This is a genomic window from Cupriavidus sp. 05T42 (assembly GCF_056396345.1).
The window spans coordinates 179,939-196,621 of sequence record NZ_JBFTLH010000004.1; the positions used below are offsets into that span (position 1 = coordinate 179,939).

Below are 16,683 nucleotides of genomic sequence, written 5' to 3' on the forward strand. Positions count from 1 at the left end.
AGCATAGAATCGAGACTCCCCCATCACATCGCCGCCCCCCTTTGGATTCACCCTTGGATCGCCCATCGACGCCGGCCATCGAGATTTCGCGCCAGGACGGAGCCTGCAGCATCGCGCTGCAGGGGGACTGGACCGCACTCGCGCTCGCCGGCTGCCACGAAGCCCGTGGGCTGCGCGCGCAGTTGCACGAATTGACCGAGGCGCCCCAGCACGCCGCGTGGTCGCTGGCCGGGGTGAACCGGCTCGACCATATCGGCGCGCAACTGATCTGGCAGGCCTGGAACAGCAAGATGCCGGCGAACGTCGAACTCAACGACGGCCAGCGCCGCGTGTTCGACCGCATCGCCGCGCTGCGCCGCGACGGCTGGAAGAAGCGCATGGTGGATCGCTTCAACCCGGTCACCATCCTCGGCGCGAGCCTGCTGTCGTTCTTCGCCCAGTTCGCCATCGGGGTGACCATGCTCGGCCAGCTCACCTTCGACCTGCTGCGCTTCGCCCGCGCGCCGCACCGGGGGCCATGGCGCGAGATTTCGGCCAACGTCTATAACGTGGGATACAAGGCGCTGGGCATCACGGCGCTGGTGGGCTTCCTGATCGGCATCGTGCTGTCCTACCTGTCGGCCAACCAGCTGCGCACCTTCGGCGCCAGCACGTTCATCGTCAACATTCTGGGCATGGCCGTGATCCGCGAACTGGGGCCGGTGCTGGCCGCCATCCTGATTGCCGGGCGCTCCGGGTCCGCCATCACCGCGCAGATCGGCGTGATGCGCGTGACCGAGGAACTCGATGCGATGCGGGTGATGGGCATCTCGCACGGCTTCCGGCTGATCATGCCGCGCGTGATCGCGCTGGCCGTGGCCATGCCGCTGCTGGTGGCCTGGACCGACCTGATGGCGCTGCTCGGCGGCATGACCGCCGCCCAGTTCCAGCTTGGCATCAGCTACGCCTTCTTCCTGCGCCAGCTGCCCGAGGCCGTGCCGGTGGCCAACCTCTGGCTCGGGCTGGGCAAGGGCGTGGTGTTCGGCATGCTGATTGCGCTGACGGCCTGCCACTTCGGCCTGCGCATCCGGCCGAACACGCAGAGCCTGGGCGAAGGCACGACAGCCTCGGTGGTCACGTCGATCACCGTGGTCATCATCGCCGACGCCATCTTCGCCATCCTGTTCAAGGACGTAGGCCTATGAACCATCCGGCCAATCCCTCCCCCGCCCGCCGCGAGGCGATCATCGAGGTGCGCGACCTGGTCAAGCGCTACGGCGACAACGTCGTGCATGACCATCTCAACCTTGATGTCTATCGCGGCGAGGTGCTGTCCATCGTGGGCGGCTCCGGCACGGGCAAGACCGTGCTGCTGCGGCAGATCGTGGGGCTGGAGCGGCCCACGTCGGGGACCATCAAGGTCTTCGGCGAAAGCCCCGCCAAGCTCAAGCCGGCGCAGCTGCAGGCGCTGCGCAACCGCTGGGGGCTCCAGTTCCAGCGCGGGGCGCTGTTCTCGGCGTTGTCGGTCATCGACAACATCGCGCTGCCCATGCGCGAGCTGCGCGCGCTGCCGGACAACCTGATCTGCCAGGCCTCGCTGCTCAAGCTGCAACTGGTGGGGCTGTCCGCCAAGGACGCCGACAAGATGCCGGCCGACCTCTCCGGCGGCATGGTCAAGCGCGTGGCGCTGGCCCGCGCGCTGGCGCTGGAGCCGGAACTGGTGTTCCTTGACGAGCCCACGGCCGGCCTGGACCCGATGGCGTCCGACGACTACGTGGACCTGATCCGCGAACTGCGGCGCGAGCTGGGCCTGACCGTGGTGATGATCACCCACGACCTCGACACCCTCGTGGCACTGTCCGACCGCGTGGCCGTGCTGGCCGACCGCAAGGTGCTGGCCGCCGCCCCGATCCCCGAACTGGTGAAGGTGGACCACCCCTTCATTCGCGAATACTTCCTGGGCGACCGCGCCCAGCGCGCGTTGCAGGCCCTGCCGGCCCCGACCCGGCCCGACGCCCCGCGCCCCCCTTCCGGAGACACCTGATGGAAAACAAGTCAAACGCCTTCCTTGCCGGCGTTTTCACCATCGGACTGGCCGTGCTGGTGCTGTTCTCGCTGTTCTGGTTCAGTTCCGACCACGCGGTGCGCGTGCCGTACGACCTCATCACCCGCTCCACGGTGAACGGCCTCGGGCCGCAGGCCGATGTGAAGTATCGGGGGCTCGACGTGGGCAAGGTGGTGTCGATCAAGTTCGATCCGCAGGTGCCGGGGCAGATCATCGTGCGCATCAGCGTGAACCAGGACACGCCGATCACCCGCACGACCTACGCCACGCTGGGCTTCCAGGGCGTGACCGGGATCGCCTACGTGCAGCTCGATGACACCGCGCGCGAGGCCGGCAACGACAAGGCGTCGCCGCCGCTGCCCACCTCGGCGCGGGCGCCGGCGCGCATCGCCATGCGGCCGGGCTTCTTCGAGGAACTGGAGAAGCGTGGCGACTCGCTGCTGACGCAGACCGAGACGCTGATGTCCTCGCTCAACGAGATGTTCCAGACCACCAACCGCGACGAGCTGATGGCCGCCATCCGCTCCGTGCACAAGACGGCCGAGGATTACTCGAAGCTGTCCGCCTCGCTCCAGCCGGCCGCCGCCAAGCTGCCGCAGGCGGTGGATAACCTCAACGCCACGCTGGTCTCCACGCGGCGCCTGGCGGACGAGCTGGCCAGCCCCAACGGCACGGTCTTGCGCACGGTCAACGGCGTGGGCACCAACCTCCAGGGCGCGGCGGACTCGGTGCAGTCGGCCGCCGGCATCCTGAGCGAGGAAACCCTGCCGCAACTGAACGGCCTGGCGCGCGACGCCCGCCAGACCGCGCGCACCATCGACCGCGCCGCCGGCACCTTCAACGACCGGCCCAGCAGCGTGCTGTTCGGCGGCCCCTCGCCCACGCCGGGCCCGGGCGAAGCGGGGTTCAGCGCGCCATGATCATCGACCATCGCCCTGCCCTTCGCCCCAACTTCCACCGGGACTCCGCCATGACGCCTGTAGGACTCGTACGAATCGCCGCCCTTGCCGCACTGCTCGCACTGGGCGGATGCAGCGCGCTGTCGCCGGGGCCGTCCGCGCTGACCTATGACCTCGGGCCGATGGCCGGCACGCCGTCGCAGTCGCCCGCACCGCTGCCCAAGCTGCGCGTGGCCCAGACCGACGGCCCGGTATGGATGGACAACCAGTCGCTCTACTACCGCCTGCAATACTCGCAGGCGCAGCGGCTGCAGGCCTATGCCACGCAGCGCTGGGTCGATTCGCCACCCCGCCTGTTCGATGCGCGCCTGCGCGACGCGGTGTCCGGGCGCGGCGCGCTGACGTGGTTCGGCGATGGCTCGGTGCCGGCGCTCAAGGTGGACCTGCTCGCCTTCGAGCAGGTGTTCGACAGCGCCACCGCCAGCCGGGGCGTGGTGCGGGCGCGCGCCACCGTCTATCACAAGGGCCTGATCGGCCAGAAGACCTTCGTGGCCGAGCAGCCCGCCCCCAGCGCCGATGGCGCCGGCGGCGTCAAGGCGCTCTCCACCAGCAGCGACGCGGTGATCGCCGCCATCCTCGACTGGGCTGCCACGCTGCCGCTGGCCGCCGCCACGGCATCCGGCCCGGCCGCGCTGCCCGCCGCCAACCCGCCCGGCGCCAATGCGGTGCCGCTGCCGACGGCGCCGCCGTCACCGAATCCGCMCCGGCCGTAACGGCGKCCTGTATTCGCACGCATGACTCTGGTCGCGCCCCCGACATCTCCCCCGCCCCCGCCGCCGCAGCCACCGCAGCAGCCGCGCCAGCCGGAGCTGGACRGCTGGCTGCCGCGCCACTCGCCGCTGGCGCGCGTCGGCCTGATCTGCTTCACGCTGCTGGTGGCCTACGCCAGCCTCTATCCGTTCACGGGATGGGTCAATAACGGCATCTCGCCGCTGGCCTTCCTGACCGCGCCCAAGCCGCGCTACATCACCGAGTTCGACCTGATTACCAACGTGCTCGGCTATTGCCCGTTCGGGGCGCTGGTCGTGCTGGCGCTGCACCCGCGCATCTCGGGCGCGCGCGCCACGCTGATCGCGCTGGTGGCCGGCGCGCTGCTGTCGGCGGTCATGGAGGCGTTGCAGACCTGGCTGCCGAGCCGGATCTCGTCGAATATCGACCTGATCACCAACGCGCTCGGCGCGCTGCTGGGCGCGGCCATGGTGGCGCCGTTCACCAGCGCGCYGGTGGATCGCGGCACGCTCACGCGCCTGCGCATGGCGTGGTTCGAGCCCCATGCGAGCTTTGCGATCCTGCTGGTGCTGCTGTGGCCGTTCGCGCAGATCTTTCCGCAGGAGCACCTGTTCGGCATGGGCGGCATCGTGCGGGAATGGCTGACCGACCCCGATTCCTGGCCGATGGAGATCCTGCAGGGCTACTTCCCCGCCCTGCTCGATTGGCAGAACAACGTGGGACTGCGGCCCGACGACATGCAGGCCCAGCTGATGCTGGAAACCATGGTGACCGCGTGCAGCTGGATCGGCACGGGGCTGTTCGCCTCGCTGGCGATGCGGCGCACCGCGCCGATGCTGCGCATCCTGGCCGGGCTGCTCGCCTTCGCGTTGCTGCTCAAGGCCACCGTGGCCGAGTTGCAGTTCGCGGACGACAACACCTTCAACTGGCTGTCCGAGGGGGGCCGCTTCGCGCTGACCACGAGTTCGCTGGTGCTGGTGCTGCTGCTGCGCCTGCCACGCTGGCTGCGCGCGCTGCTGGCCATCGTGGCGCTGGCGGGGCTGGTAGTGCTGACCAACGTGCTGCCGGCGAATCCCTATGCGTGGATTTCGGAGCAAGGCTGGCGCATGGGACGTTTCGTGCACTTCAACAGCCTGGCCCAGTGGCTGGGCTGGCTGTGGCCGTTCGCGGCGTTCTTCTATGTGCTGTGGCGCGTGGAGCAGATGAGCATGCGCCGGCGGCTGCAGCGGCTGGCCCGGCGCCGTGCCACGGCGCGCGCCGTGGCGGCGGCGACGGACCGGCAGGTGGATGCCGGCCCGGGTCCGGGCCAGCCCTGATCCCAATCGAATCGATTTAGTGGAGCTGGCCGCCCTGCTMGCGGATATCCGCGTCGGTGGTCAGCGTGGTCTGCACCGCCACCCGCAGGCCGGCGATCAGCGTGTCCAGCGCCAGGCTCGGCGCGCCGGGATGCCGCGCCGCCTGTTCCGGCAGATAGGGAATGTGGATGAAGCCGCCGCGCGTGCCGGTCAGGCCGTGCCGCGCGATGCCATCCATCAGCCCGTAGAACACGTGGTTGCAGACAAAGGTGCCGGCAGTCTGCGACACCATCGCCGGCACGCCCGCCGCGCGCAGGTCGCGCACGATGGCCTTGATCGGCAGCGTGGCGAAGTAGGCGGCCGGGCCATCGGCGGCAATGGTCAGGTCGATCGGCTGCGCGCCGGCGTTGTCGGCGATGCGCGCATCGTCGACATTKATCGCCACGCGTTCGATCGACAATTCCGTGCGGCCACCAGCCTGGCCGACCGCAATCGCCACATCCGGCTTCACCGACGCCAGCAGCGCCGACATCGCCTCGATGGCCGCGCCGAACACGCACGGCAGCTGGCGGGCGACGATGATCGCATCGCCCACCTGCTGGCCGTCCAGCGCCCGCACCGCCTCCCATGACGGGTTGACCGGTTCCTTGTCGAACGGCTCGAAGCCGGTAAGTAATACGGTTCGCTGGGCGGTACGCATAGTGCGTGTCTCCATCAGTTACATCAGGAAGTACAGCAGGACGATATTGGCCGCCAGGATGGCCAGCGCCGACGGCACCTGCGCGCGGATGACCGCGTTCTTGTCGTCCAGCTCCAGCAGCGCCGCCGGGACGATGTTGAAGTTGGCCGCCATCGGCGTCATCAGCGTCCCGCAGTAGCCCGAGAACATGCCGATGGCCGCCATCACAGCCGGGTTGGCGCCGAACATGCCCACCAGGATGGGCACGCCCACGCCGCCGGTCATCACCGGGAACGCGGCAAACCCGTTGCCCATGATCACCGTGAACAGCGCCATGCCCACGCAGTACACCGCCACGGCCACCAGCTTGTAGTCCATGTTGATGTAGGCGGTGGCCAGGTGCGCCACGGCCTTGCCCACGCCGGCGTCCGCGAAGACCAGGCCCAGCATCGCCAGCATCTGCGGCAGCACCAGCGCCCAGCCCAGCGACTCGATCAGCCGGCGCGACTCGCGCATGCCTTGCGTCACGGTGTCACGCGTCAGCCAGCACACCACGGCCAGCGAAACCAGGCAGCCAATGCCGAGCGACACGAACGTCACGTTCTTCGGATCGAGCAGCGGCACGCCGGCCAGCTTCACGTCCTTGAACAGCACCGTGCCGATCACGGTCACCAGCGGAATCAGCAGCGCCGGGATGAACAGCTTGTTGCCCAGCCGCTTGGCGCTGGCGCGGCGCTCCGACTCGGGCAGCGTGCCGTGCTTGCCGTGGCCCACGCCGCCGAAGCCGGCGATCAGCGCCATCAGCACGGCGGCGATGCCGACGATGGCCGGCGGGATCTTGTCGCCAATCAGGAAGATGGCCGCGTACAGCGCCCAGAACAGGCCGGTGGACAGGCGACGCGGGTGCGTCTTGTCCGTGAACGTCATCAGGGCGGTAATCGCCAGCACGAAGCCGGCCAGCCAGTAGAGATAGTCGATGGATACGATCATGGCTTACTCCCCAACCTTGCCGGATGCGGCGGACGTGGCCGGCGTCCCCGCCGGCGTCTTGCCCAGTTCGCGCTCGAGCCAGCCGTCCAGCCGCTTCAGGCGCACCGCGTGGATCAGGAACGCGCAGATCGCGGTGGGAATGCCCCAGACGGCGATGTGCAGCGGCTCCACGTCGATGTTCGACGACAGCAGGAAGGTGTGCATCAGCGCGATGGCACCGAAGGCCACGAAGATGTCCTCGCCGAAGAACAGGCCCACGTTGTCGGTGGCGGCGCAGAAGGCCAGCACGCGCTGGCGCACCGGCTCGGGCAGGTGCCCGAAGCGGTTCTCGGCCGCACCTTCGGCCATCGGGGCCAGCAGCGGACGCACCATCTGCGGATGTCCGCCCAGGCTGGTCAGCCCCACGGCGGCGGTCAGCTCGCGCACGGCGAGGTAGACGATCAGCAGGCGGCCCACCGTGGCCGAGGCGATGCGCGAGATCCACGCCTGCGCGTGCTCCCGCAGGCCGTGGCGCTCGAGCAGGCCGATCACGGCCAGCGGCAGCAGGATGATCAGCGGCAGGTTGCGCGCCTTGACGAAGGCCGTGCCGATCGCGGTGAAGATCTGCATCAGCGGCATGGAAGCGGTCAGCCCCGTGACGATGGCGGCAAGCGCCACCACCAGCATGGGATTGAACCGCAGGACAAAGCCGATGACGATGACGCCGACCCCGAGCAGGGGCCAAAGATTGACAGCCGATTCCATGGGTAACACCAGATAGAAGGTGAAGCTAACGGTGGAGCAAAGCCAGCGCCGGCGGGCGGGCGCCCGTCAGGCACCAGCCCGGATGGCGATGCCTTCCGCGCCGAGCCGTTCCCGGATGCGGCGCGCGAAGGCAAGCGCGTGGGCGCCGTCGCCGTGCAGACACACGGTTTCGGCGCGGATCGGTACCCAGGTGCCGTCGATGGCGCGCACGCGTTGGTCGCGCACCATCGACAGGGTCTGGTCCAGGGCAACTTCCTCGTCGTCGTGCAGCGCGCCCGGCGTGCCGCGCTTGACCAGCGTGCCGTCGGGGTTGTAGCCACGGTCGGCGAACACTTCTTCCTTCACCTGCAGCCCGGCGTCGCGCGCCATGGTGATCATGCGGCTGTTGGCCAGGCCGAAGAAGACGAGGTCGGGGTTGTAGTCGCGCACGGCCCGTACGATGGCGGCGCAGAGTTTTTCATCGCGCACGGCCATGTTGTAGAGCGCGCCATGCGGCTTCACGTGGGCGAGCTGGCCGCCCTGGGCGCGCACGATGGCGTCGAGCGCGCCGATCTGGTACAGGACGTCGGCGTAGACGGCTTCCGGGTCGCGCTGCATCTCGGTGCGGCCGAAGTTCTCGCGGTCCGGGAAGCTCGGGTGCGCGCCAATCGCCACGTTGTTGGCGATGGCCCACTTCACGGTCTGGAGCATGGTGGCGGCATCGCCGGCGTGCCAGCCGCAGGCCACGTTGGCGGAGCTKATCAGTGCCAGCAGGGCTTCGTCGTTGCCGCAGCCTTCGCCCAGGTCGGCGTTCAGGTCGATTTGCATGGGGGTTCTCCTTGTACGGTGGGGTCCAGCCCGGTTACGCCACGAAGCGCGTGGTGGTGCGGCGGCGCGCGGCGATCTTCATGCCATCGCCCTGCCATTGCAGCGCCTGGTCGATCTGCCGCAGGTAGCGGTCCAGCTCCGCCTGCGCGGCGGCGGCCTCGTCCAGCGTGGCCTGCACGAAGCGCACGGACGCGCCGAGCGGCACCTGCGCCAGCCGCCAGAGGTCGGCGCCGATCACGACGCCAATCTTCGGATAGCCGCCCGTGGTCTGCGCATCGCTCATCAGGGCGATGGGCTGGCCGGCCGGCGGCACCTGCATCACGCCCGGCACCACGCCGTGCGAGAGCAGGTCGCCGCTGCGCTCGGCGCGACGCGCCAGCGCGGGGCCCTGCAGGCGCAGGCCCATGCGGTTGCTCTGCGGCGTGATGGTCCAGTCGGACTGCCACAGCGCGGCCTGCGCGGCGGGTTCAAAATCGGGATATTCGGGGCCGGGCAGCATGCGGATGGCCCAGGCGTCGTCGATGCGGTTCACGGGCAGCGCCCAACCGGGTGCGGCCACGCCGAGCCAGTCGCGTTCCTCGTCCAGGCCCGGACGGCCGGCGGGCAGCTTGTCGCCTTCGCGCAGCACGCGGCCCTCGAAGCCGCCATAGCCGGACTTCAGATCCGTGCTACGGGAGTTCATGACCAGCGGCACATCGATGCCGCCCGCCACGCAGAGGTAGGTGCGGGTGCCACCGCGCGGGGACGGCAGCGTCAGGGTCTCGCCGCGATGCACATCGAAGGCATGCCAGCACCAGACCGGCACGCCGTCCAGGTTGGCGCCGCACTCGGCCCCGACCAGCGCCACGCGCATATCGACATGGAAGCGCATGGCCGCGCGGCCCAGCGTGAATTCGATGCCGGCGGCGCCGGCCGCGTTGCCGAGCAGCCGGTTGCCCACCTGGAGCGCCAGACTGTCCGCCGCGCCCGAGCGGCCCACCCCGAAGCGTCGGAAGCCCACCCGGCCGAGATCCTGCACGGACGCCTGCGCGCCGGGACGAATGATTTCGATCACGCCAGATACTCCTCGACGATGAAGCGCACGGTGTCACCCGGCGCGAACAGGGACGGCGGATCGCGGTCCGCCACGAAGAGCTGGGCGTCGGTATGGCCGATCAACTGCCAGCCGCCGGGCAGCACGGCCGGATAGATGCCGGTCTGCTCGCCGCCGATGCCCACGGCACCGGCCGGCACGGCCAGGCGCGGCTCGCGGCGGCGCGGCGTGGCCAGTTCGGGGACCATCCCGCCCATATAGGCGAAGCCGGGCTGGAAGCCAAGGAAATACACCACGTACTCGCCGGCCGCATGCCGGCGCACCACTTCCTGCGGCGTCATGCCCGTGTGCGCGGCCACATCGGCCAGATCGGGGCCGAACTCGCCGCCGTAGCGCACGGGAATCTCCACCAGCTTGCCGGTGGCGTTGCGCGTCTCGCCGGAGGCCCACGCCACCTTCAGATTGCGCTCCAGCGCGGCCACGTCGGCGGTGTCGTCGAACACCAGGGTGAGATTGTTCATGCCCGGCACCACGTCCACTACGCCGCGCCAGTCGGCGGCGCGCTCGGCCATGGCCCAGATGCGGCGCTGGACATCGAGCGAAGCGGGCGGCGCCACGCTATAGAGCAGCGCCTGCTCGGCCAGGCGATGGACGGTGCAATCGGGCATGTGGGGGCAACCTGTGAGGAAGAGGTCGGATGGCGTCGGACCGAATGTGACTCAGCCGTATTTCATCGACGATTTATCGATAAATTCATCATAACGAAACATGCCAACGCCCAGCACTCGGGGTTGTCCCTAGGATGTTATGCACCGTTAGCGACAAGATGTCGCCAAGACGGGGAATAAGTGATTTTTGCTGCGCTTATTGTGAAAGGTGGTTGAAAGGCGGTGCGCAGACATTCAAGGCGCCGCTTGCCTGCCTGTCGGAACAATAGGCAATAAAAAAGGCCGGGAGCGTGTCCCGGCCTTCTTTGATCCTGCTACCTGCGTGCTTTGTTTTGCTTCAGGCAAACCCGGCCTGATGCGCCTGCTGGTCGGCGTGGTACGAGCTGCGCACCATGGCGCCCACGGCGGCGTGGGTGAAGCCCATCTTGTAGGCCTCTTCCTCGAACATCTTGAAGGTGTCCGGATGCACGTAGCGCATCACCGGCAGGTGATGGTTCGACGGCGCCAGATACTGGCCGATGGTCAGCATGTCGATATCGTGGGCGCGCATGTCGCGCATGACTTCGAGGATTTCCTCGTCAGTCTCGCCCAGGCCCACCATCAGGCCAGACTTGGTCGGCAGGTGCGGATTGCGGCGCTTGAACTCCTGCAGCAGCTTGAGCGAGTGCGCGTAGTCGGCGCCCGGGCGAGCCTGCTTGTACAGGCGCGGCACGGTTTCCATGTTGTGGTTCATCACGTCGGGCGGGGCGGCCTGAAGCACGTCCAGCGCCTTGTCCAGACGGCCACGGAAGTCAGGCACCAGCACCTCGATGCGGGTGGCCGGCGACAGCGCGCGKGTCTGCGAGATGCAATCCACGTAATGCTGAGCGCCGCCGTCACGCAGGTCGTCGCGGTCCACGCTGGTGATCACCACGTAGTTCAGCTTCAACTGGGCGATGGTGCGCGCCAGGTTGCCCGGCTCGTTCACGTCGAGCGGATCGGGGCGGCCATGGCCCACGTCGCAGAACGGGCAGCGGCGCGTGCACTTGTCGCCCATGATCATGAACGTCGCCGTGCCCTTGCCGAAGCACTCGCCGATGTTCGGGCAGCTCGCTTCCTCGCACACCGTGACGAGGTTGTTCGCGCGCAGGATGTCCTTGATCTCGTAGAAACGCGAGTTGCCGGTTGCCGCCTTCACGCGGATCCACTCCGGCTTCTTCAGCTTCTCGGCCGGCACGATCTTGATGGGGATGCGCGCGGTCTTGTCGGCCGACTTCTGCTTGCGGGTCGGATCGTACTCGGCAGGGGATTGCGGGGCTTCGCTGGACGTGGCGATCAGGGCGTCGCTCATACTGTTCTCCGCACGCTTGGCCGCGTGCATGTTTGGCTGTGGACTTGGCTGTGAATCGGGGCCGGGTACGCCATCGCTGTGCTCAGGCGGCCTCGGCGGCGGCATTCCCGCGCACCGGGGCACGCGCTTCGCGCGCCGCCAGCACCTCGCACAGGGCCGCCGCCAGGCGTCGCGCGATTTCGGGGTAGTGGGCCGCAGTGACGGCGCCGTTCGTGGCATTCGTCGTGGCACCCAGCGTCGATGGCGTTCCTCCGGCTTCGTCTGCCCCCGGCACGGTGGCGCCCGCGCTGGCCATGTCGACTGTTTCCAGTCCGGCATAGCCGCAGGGGTTGATGCGAAGGAACGGTGAGAGGTCCATCTKCACGTTGAGGCTGACGCCGTGATAGCTGCAGCCGTTGCGGATCTTGAGGCCGAGCGCGGCAATCTTGGCGCCCTGGTGCGGTCCGTCCGACAGGTAGATGCCGGGGGCGCCGGGCTTGCGTTCGGCTGCGAGATTATACGCCGCGAGCGTGTCCAGCACCGCCTGCTCGATATCGGTCACCAGCTCGCGCACCATCAGGTGGCGACGACGCAGGTCGAGCAGCAGGTAGGCCACGACCTGGCCCGGGCCGTGATAAGTGATCTGTCCGCCACGATCGATCTTGACGACGGGGATGGCGGCGTCGGGCAAGAGCAGGTGCGCGGGGTCCCCGGCCTGGCCGAGCGTGTAGACCGGCGGGTGCTCGACCAGCCAGATCTGGTCCGGCGTGTCGGGCGTGCGGGCCTCGGTATAGGCGCGCATGGCGTCGAAACAGGGCGCGTACGGCTCCAGACCCCGTTCGATGACTTGAATGGCATGCATGCCCGAGAGTGTAACGAAAAGGGCCGGCATCCGCCGGCCCCTGGTGGGTGACCCCGGTCATGGCGGGGTCTCGCATTCGGCCTCCCGGTCCGGCCTGGGCGGCCAGACCAGCCTCAGTTCAGGAGGCCGTGACCTGATCCTGGCCCGGTGTCCATTCGGTCCCTCGAACCAAACGCCTCACGGCGCGATACACGAGGTGTGGCAGGTCCGCCACGGTCGCCGCCGGGCGGCGTGCTTCCGCAATCAGCGCCAGCCTGACCGGGCGGGTCGCGCGCGAGTCCACGCTGATCACGATCTCGTCGCCGCGCCGGAGCAACAGGCTGCCGCCACAACGGAGCCAGTAATCCTCCGAGTCGTTCTCGCGGGTCACCCACACGTCCGTGGCTTTGGCGTCTTCCACAAAAAGACGCTGGGCAGCATGGAGCGAGAGGCTGGTGACTTCGCCAGGGACGAGGGTGAACACTGTCGTTGTGAGCAATGCTTTCATGATGGCTTTCTCCGTGTGCCGGGTGCCCGCTGACTGGTCAGATGCGCCGGAACTGGCCTGGATATTGGACCGGGCCAGTTAGGGGGCGCTGACAAGCGGTTCCGGTGCATTGCATTCTAGTGATTGCCCTAGCACTATCAAAACGATATATATTCTTGTGTCTTGTTAGCCAAACTCACATAGAGAACTCGCATCATGGTCTGGAGCGGCAGCTGGAATCCCGACAATGGACAGCGCTGGAAGCGCGATTTCCCGCGCCTGCCGGCGCTCTCCGCGCTGCGCGCCTTCGAGGCCGCCGCCCGCCACGAGAGCTTTTCCCGCGCGGCGGCGGAGTTGTTCGTCACCCATGGCGCCGTCAGCCACCAGGTCCGCGCGCTGGAGGAGGAACTGGGCCAGTTGCTGTTCGAGCGGCGCGGCAAGCGGGTGATGCTGACCGCCAACGGCCGGGTCTACGCCGAGCGCGTGCGCGACGCGCTGTTGCAGATCGCCGATGCCACGCGCGTGCTCCAGGCCGGCAACCGCGACAAGCGGCTGACCATCAGCACCATGCCGTCCTTCGCCGCGCGCTGGCTCACGCCGCGCATTGGCAGCTTTATCGAGCAGCATCCGGAGCTGGACGTGGAGCTGCTGTCCTCGAACTCGCTGGTCGACTTCGCCAATGAGGAAGTGGACATCGCGCTGCGCATGGGCAACGGCGACTACCCCGGCCTGTACGTGGAACGGCTGCTCGACGATGTGTTCTTTCCCGTGTGCAGCCCCGATTTCAACGGTGGCCGCCTGCCCGAACAGCCGGCGCACATGGCCGGCATGCCGCTGCTGCGCGGCGAGGGCGATCCGTGGCAACCGTGGTTCGAAGCCGCCGGGCTGGACTGGCCGGAGCCGCGCAAGGGCCTGCTGCTGCAGGATTCCTCGCTGCTGCTGCAGGCCGCCGCCGAGGGCCAGGGCATCGCGCTGATCCGCTCCTCGCTGGCCTACAACGACCTGCTCTCCGGCCGCGTGGTGCGGCTGTTCGACGTGAGCATCGTCTGCCCGTGGCTGCTGTACTTCGTCAGCACGCAGGCCAGCCTGGAATTGCCGAAGGTGCAGGCGTTCCGCCAGTGGCTGCTGCCCGAGATGGAGCGCTTTCGCAACATTTTGTCGCAGTGGTCTGACTAGGCCAGCGCCCTACTTCTCGTCTTTGTCCGAAGGTTTCGCAGGTGCCGGCGTGGCAGTCTTTGCACGCCCCGCGCGCGGGTGGGCCTGGTCGTAGACCTTGGCCAGATGCTGGAAGTCGAGCGAGGTGTAGACCTGCGTCGTGGCGATGCTGGCGTGGCCGAGCATCTCCTGCACCGCGCGCAGGTCGCCCGACGACTGCAGCATATGCGTGGCGAATGAGTGGCGCAGCATGTGCGGATGCACGTKGGTCGGCACGCCGGCCGACAGCGCCTGCTTGCGGATGCGCGACTGCACGGTCGCCCCGGACAGCCGCTTGCCGCGCGTGCCGAGGAACAGCGCGTGGGCGTCCTCGGGCGCTGCGCCGGGGCGCAGCAGCGTGTCGCGCACGGCCAGCCACGCCCGCAGCGCCTCCATCGCCTTGCTGCCGACCGGCACCGAGCGCCGGCGCGAGCCCTTGCCGATCACGGTGACCTCGGCGCCCGCCAGGTCGATCCAGCCGATCGAGCGGTACGCGCCATCCTCGGTGTAGCGCAGGTCGAGCTGCACCAGCTCCGACAGCCGCAGCCCGCTCGAATAGAACAGTTCGAAGACCGCCTGGTCGCGCCGCGCCTMGGCCGAGTCGCCGGGGCGATGGGCGACCAGCGCCACCGCGTGCTCCACCGACAGCGCCTTGGGCAGCGGCTGGCCGCGCTTGGGCGCGCGCACCCCATCGACAGGATTCACCGCCACGCCATGGCCATGGCGCGCCGCCCACAGGTAGAAGCCGCGCCAGGCGGAAAGCGTGCGGGCGATGGTCCGCGCGGACAGGCCGCCGCCGTGCATGCGCGCGGCGAAGGACCGGATGTGATGGGTTTCGAGCGCCAGCAGCGCCACGCCCGGCGCGTGGCGCGCGGCGTGGGTCTGGAGCACGKAGAGGTCGTGGCCGTAGCTGGCCAGCGTGTGTTCGGCCAGCTTGCGGCCGGTGGCCAGCCAGTCGAGGTAGCGCACCACCAGCGGATCGGGCACCGGCTTGGGGTCCGGTGCCTCGCTATCCGATGGCGGGCGGCGGGACATGTCAGTCGCGCAGGCGGTTCAGCGCGGCGCCGGCGACTTCGCCGATCTGGCCCAGGTAGGCCGTGCCCATGCCTTCGTGGAAGCGGCGCGCATCGGGCGAGCCCAGCACCAGCAGGCCGAAGGTGGCGCCCAGCGCGTCTTCGTCCGGGCGGGTCGGCACGCGCAGCGCCACCATCGCCAGCGAGGCGATGTCGTCACGCTCGAGCAGCGCGGCGGCCTCGAAGCCGCTGTTCGGGCCGCAGTACGGCGCGCGCAGCCCTTCGGCGAACAGGCGCAGGTCGTCGCTGGCGCCCTGCGCCACTTCGATGTGCGTAAAGGCTTCGCCGACGTTCCACACGCGCAGCGCCACGGCCGGCACGTCGAACACCTGCTGCAGGCCGTCCTGCACCGTGTACGGCAGCGCGTGCGAGTCGGCCTCGGCCAGCAGGCGGAGCTGCCAGGCGTGCATGCGCTGCTGGGTGCGGTCGTTGTCGTGCCCGTGGCGGACCAGGTCGGCCAGCTTCAGCTCCAGCCCCTTGTTCTTCTCGCGCAGGATTTCCATCTGGCGCTCCTGCAGCGACACGGCGCGATGGCTATGCGGGCTGGTCAGCTGCACCGCGGCCAGCAGTTCGGCGTGTTCCTCGAAGAACTGCKGATTGCTCTGCAGCCAGGCGGCGACATCTTGGGCGTTCATAAGCTTCTACCGGAGTATTTTTCGGATGGCAGTGTAGCAAACGGCACTGCTAGGTCTGGATCAGCCGCTTCTGGCGCGAAATGCTCATCAGGATGCCGATCCCCATGCCCAGCGTCACCAGCGCCGTCCCGCCATAACTGAGCAGCGGCAGCGGCACGCCCACCACGGGCAGGATCCCGCTCACCATGCCCATGTTCACGAAAGCGTAGGTGAAGAAGATCAGCGTGATGGAACCCGCCAGCAGCCGCGAGAACAGCGTCGGCGCATTGGCGGCAATATACAGCCCGCGGAAGATCAGCATCAGGTACAGCACCAGCAGCACCGCGTTGCCGATCAGGCCGAATTCCTCCGAGAACACCGCGAAGATGAAGTCGGTGTGCTTCTCGGGGATGAATTCCAGGTGGGTCTGGGTGCCCTTGAGCCAGCCCTTGCCGGTCACGCCGCCCGAACCGATGGCGATAATCGACTGGATGGTGTGGAAGCCCTTGCCGAGCGGGTCGGTGGTGGGGTCCAGCAGCGTGCAGACGCGGTGCTGCTGGTAGTCGTGCAGGATCGGCCAGTTCACGCCCGGCGCGCAGATCTGGCTTTCATACGAGATCAGCAGCGTGACCGCCACCACGCCGATGGCCAGCAGCGGCAGGATGATCTTCCAGGTCAGCCCGGCGAAATAGATCACATAGAGGCCGGCGGCCAGCACCAGCAGCGCCGTGCCAAGGTCAGGCTGCTTGGCGATCAGCCCCACCGGAATGCCGAGCATGACCAGCGCCACGACAAAGTCGAACCACTTGACCACGCCCTCGCGCTTCTGGAAGTACCACGCCAGCATCAGCGGCATCGAGATCTTCATGATCTCGGACGGCTGGATCACCATGCCCACGTTGAGCCAGCGCCGCGCGCCCTTGCGGATCAGGCCGAACATCGCCACGGCAATCAGCAGCGCCACGCCCACTGTATATAGGGGGACGGCGACCCGCATCAGCAGCTGGGTCGGCATGTAGGCAATCACCATCATCACTGCGTACGAGAGCAGGATGTTGCGCAGCTGGTCTTCCACGCGGCCCGGCATGTCGATGGCGGCCGAGTACAGCGCCACGATACCGGTGGCGAACAGCAGGAAGACGATCAGGGCCAGCGGCTTGTCGAAGCCCGTGAGGGCCGTCCGGATCACGGACACGACGCGGCGTTTATCCATGGTG

18 protein-coding genes are annotated in these 16,683 nt (G+C 68.3%); 6 read left to right on the forward strand and 12 right to left on the reverse strand.

Annotation, left to right across the window (positions count from 1 at the left end; translation table 11 throughout):
• Nucleotides 1–53 precede the first annotated feature (53 nt).
• Genes AC1EJR_RS07005 through AC1EJR_RS07025 form a run of 5 tightly spaced genes read left to right on the forward strand, consistent with a single transcriptional unit; the run spans nucleotide 54 to nucleotide 5,048 of the window.
• Nucleotides 54–1,184: an MlaE family ABC transporter permease gene (locus AC1EJR_RS07005; RefSeq protein WP_092291273.1), complete on the forward strand. Its 1,131-nt coding sequence runs from the start codon at nucleotides 54–56 to the stop codon at nucleotides 1,182–1,184.
• Complete coding sequence (locus tag AC1EJR_RS07010; RefSeq protein WP_092291271.1) at nucleotides 1,181–2,023, forward strand: ABC transporter ATP-binding protein; 843 nt, start codon at nucleotides 1,181–1,183, stop codon at nucleotides 2,021–2,023. Before AC1EJR_RS07005 ends, AC1EJR_RS07010 begins: the two co-directional genes overlap by 4 nt.
• Complete coding sequence (locus AC1EJR_RS07015) at nucleotides 2,023–2,964, forward strand: MlaD family protein (protein ID WP_177219855.1); 942 nt, start codon at nucleotides 2,023–2,025, stop codon at nucleotides 2,962–2,964. The genes AC1EJR_RS07010 and AC1EJR_RS07015 overlap by 1 nt, the downstream gene beginning before the upstream one ends.
• A gap of 50 nt (nucleotides 2,965–3,014) precedes the next feature.
• Entirely contained in the window at nucleotides 3,015–3,716 is a 702-nt protein-coding gene (locus AC1EJR_RS07020; protein ID WP_477146925.1) for an ABC-type transport auxiliary lipoprotein family protein, read from the forward strand.
• Between the two features lie 21 nt (nucleotides 3,717–3,737).
• Nucleotides 3,738–5,048 carry a VanZ family protein gene (locus AC1EJR_RS07025; protein WP_477146926.1) on the forward strand — a complete coding sequence of 437 codons (1,311 nt, stop codon included), beginning with the start codon at nucleotides 3,738–3,740 and terminating at the stop codon, nucleotides 5,046–5,048.
• Between the two features lie 16 nt (nucleotides 5,049–5,064).
• Here the strand turns inward: AC1EJR_RS07025 and pcp are convergent, their stop codons facing one another.
• From pcp to AC1EJR_RS07070, 9 genes are all read right to left on the reverse strand, one after another.
• Nucleotides 5,065–5,727, reverse strand: coding sequence for a pyroglutamyl-peptidase I (gene pcp, locus AC1EJR_RS07030; RefSeq protein WP_477146927.1), 663 nt, complete (start codon nucleotides 5,725–5,727; stop codon nucleotides 5,065–5,067).
• A gap of 18 nt (nucleotides 5,728–5,745) precedes the next feature.
• Nucleotides 5,746–6,696, reverse strand: coding sequence for a DUF979 domain-containing protein (locus tag AC1EJR_RS07035; protein WP_092291263.1), 951 nt, complete (start codon nucleotides 6,694–6,696; stop codon nucleotides 5,746–5,748).
• A gap of 3 nt (nucleotides 6,697–6,699) precedes the next feature.
• Nucleotides 6,700–7,440 carry a DUF969 domain-containing protein gene (locus AC1EJR_RS07040; protein ID WP_092291261.1) on the reverse strand — a complete coding sequence of 247 codons (741 nt, stop codon included), beginning with the start codon at nucleotides 7,438–7,440 and terminating at the stop codon, nucleotides 6,700–6,702.
• A 66-nt stretch (nucleotides 7,441–7,506) separates the two neighbouring features.
• A complete protein-coding gene (pxpA, locus tag AC1EJR_RS07045) occupies nucleotides 7,507–8,247 on the reverse strand; it encodes a 5-oxoprolinase subunit PxpA (protein ID WP_092291258.1) in 741 nt (246 codons plus the stop codon).
• A 34-nt stretch (nucleotides 8,248–8,281) separates the two neighbouring features.
• The gene (locus tag AC1EJR_RS07050) at nucleotides 8,282–9,301 is read right to left on the reverse strand and encodes a 5-oxoprolinase subunit C family protein (RefSeq protein ID WP_092291256.1); all 1,020 of its coding nucleotides are present in this window, start codon (nucleotides 9,299–9,301) and stop codon (nucleotides 8,282–8,284) included.
• Nucleotides 9,298–9,948, reverse strand: coding sequence for a 5-oxoprolinase subunit PxpB (pxpB, locus tag AC1EJR_RS07055; protein ID WP_092291254.1), 651 nt, complete (start codon nucleotides 9,946–9,948; stop codon nucleotides 9,298–9,300). The genes AC1EJR_RS07050 and pxpB overlap by 4 nt, the downstream gene beginning before the upstream one ends.
• A gap of 337 nt (nucleotides 9,949–10,285) precedes the next feature.
• On the reverse strand, nucleotides 10,286–11,278 hold the full coding sequence (gene lipA, locus AC1EJR_RS07060) for a lipoyl synthase (protein ID WP_092291252.1): 993 nt from the start codon (nucleotides 11,276–11,278) through the stop codon (nucleotides 10,286–10,288).
• 82 nt (nucleotides 11,279–11,360) lie between these two features.
• A complete protein-coding gene (gene lipB, locus AC1EJR_RS07065; protein WP_477146928.1) occupies nucleotides 11,361–12,119 on the reverse strand; it encodes a lipoyl(octanoyl) transferase LipB in 759 nt (252 codons plus the stop codon).
• Nucleotides 12,120–12,237: 118 nt separating this feature from the next.
• Nucleotides 12,238–12,606: a DUF2917 domain-containing protein gene (locus tag AC1EJR_RS07070; RefSeq protein ID WP_092291248.1), complete on the reverse strand. Its 369-nt coding sequence runs from the start codon at nucleotides 12,604–12,606 to the stop codon at nucleotides 12,238–12,240.
• A 195-nt stretch (nucleotides 12,607–12,801) separates the two neighbouring features.
• Between AC1EJR_RS07070 and AC1EJR_RS07075 the strand changes: the two genes are divergently transcribed.
• Complete coding sequence (locus AC1EJR_RS07075; protein ID WP_092291246.1) at nucleotides 12,802–13,761, forward strand: transcriptional regulator GcvA; 960 nt, start codon at nucleotides 12,802–12,804, stop codon at nucleotides 13,759–13,761.
• Between the two features lie 9 nt (nucleotides 13,762–13,770).
• Here AC1EJR_RS07075 and AC1EJR_RS07080 read toward each other — a convergent pair whose 3' ends face one another.
• Genes AC1EJR_RS07080 through rodA form a run of 3 tightly spaced genes read right to left on the reverse strand, consistent with a single transcriptional unit; the run spans nucleotide 13,771 to nucleotide 16,679 of the window.
• Complete coding sequence (locus AC1EJR_RS07080) at nucleotides 13,771–14,814, reverse strand: tyrosine recombinase XerC (protein ID WP_477146929.1); 1,044 nt, start codon at nucleotides 14,812–14,814, stop codon at nucleotides 13,771–13,773.
• Between the two features lies 1 nt (nucleotide 14,815).
• Nucleotides 14,816–15,487, reverse strand: coding sequence for a DUF484 family protein (locus AC1EJR_RS07085; protein ID WP_477146930.1), 672 nt, complete (start codon nucleotides 15,485–15,487; stop codon nucleotides 14,816–14,818).
• Nucleotides 15,488–15,536: 49 nt separating this feature from the next.
• Nucleotides 15,537–16,679 (reverse strand): rod shape-determining protein RodA, encoded by a 1,143-nt coding sequence (gene rodA / locus AC1EJR_RS07090; RefSeq protein ID WP_454756722.1) that lies wholly within the window; start codon nucleotides 16,677–16,679, stop codon nucleotides 15,537–15,539.
• Nucleotides 16,680–16,683 lie beyond the last annotated feature (4 nt).

Excerpts from the sequence above, each read along its gene's own strand:
- AC1EJR_RS07010 (WP_092291271.1), top strand. The coding sequence starts at position 1,181 with ATGAACCATCCGGCCAATCCCTCCCCCGCCCGCCGCGAGGCGATCATC.
- AC1EJR_RS07015 (WP_177219855.1), top strand. The coding sequence starts at position 2,023 with ATGGAAAACAAGTCAAACGCCTTCCTTGCCGGCGTTTTCACCATCGGA.
- AC1EJR_RS07035 (WP_092291263.1), bottom strand. The coding sequence starts at position 6,696 with ATGATCGTATCCATCGACTATCTCTACTGGCTGGCCGGCTTCGTGCTG.
- AC1EJR_RS07040 (WP_092291261.1), bottom strand. The coding sequence starts at position 7,440 with ATGGAATCGGCTGTCAATCTTTGGCCCCTGCTCGGGGTCGGCGTCATC.
- pxpB (WP_092291254.1), bottom strand. The coding sequence starts at position 9,948 with ATGCCCGATTGCACCGTCCATCGCCTGGCCGAGCAGGCGCTGCTCTAT.
- AC1EJR_RS07070 (WP_092291248.1), bottom strand. The coding sequence starts at position 12,606 with ATGAAAGCATTGCTCACAACGACAGTGTTCACCCTCGTCCCTGGCGAA.
- AC1EJR_RS07075 (WP_092291246.1), top strand. The coding sequence starts at position 12,802 with ATGGTCTGGAGCGGCAGCTGGAATCCCGACAATGGACAGCGCTGGAAG.
- rodA (WP_454756722.1), bottom strand. The coding sequence starts at position 16,679 with ATGGATAAACGCCGCGTCGTGTCCGTGATCCGGACGGCCCTCACGGGC.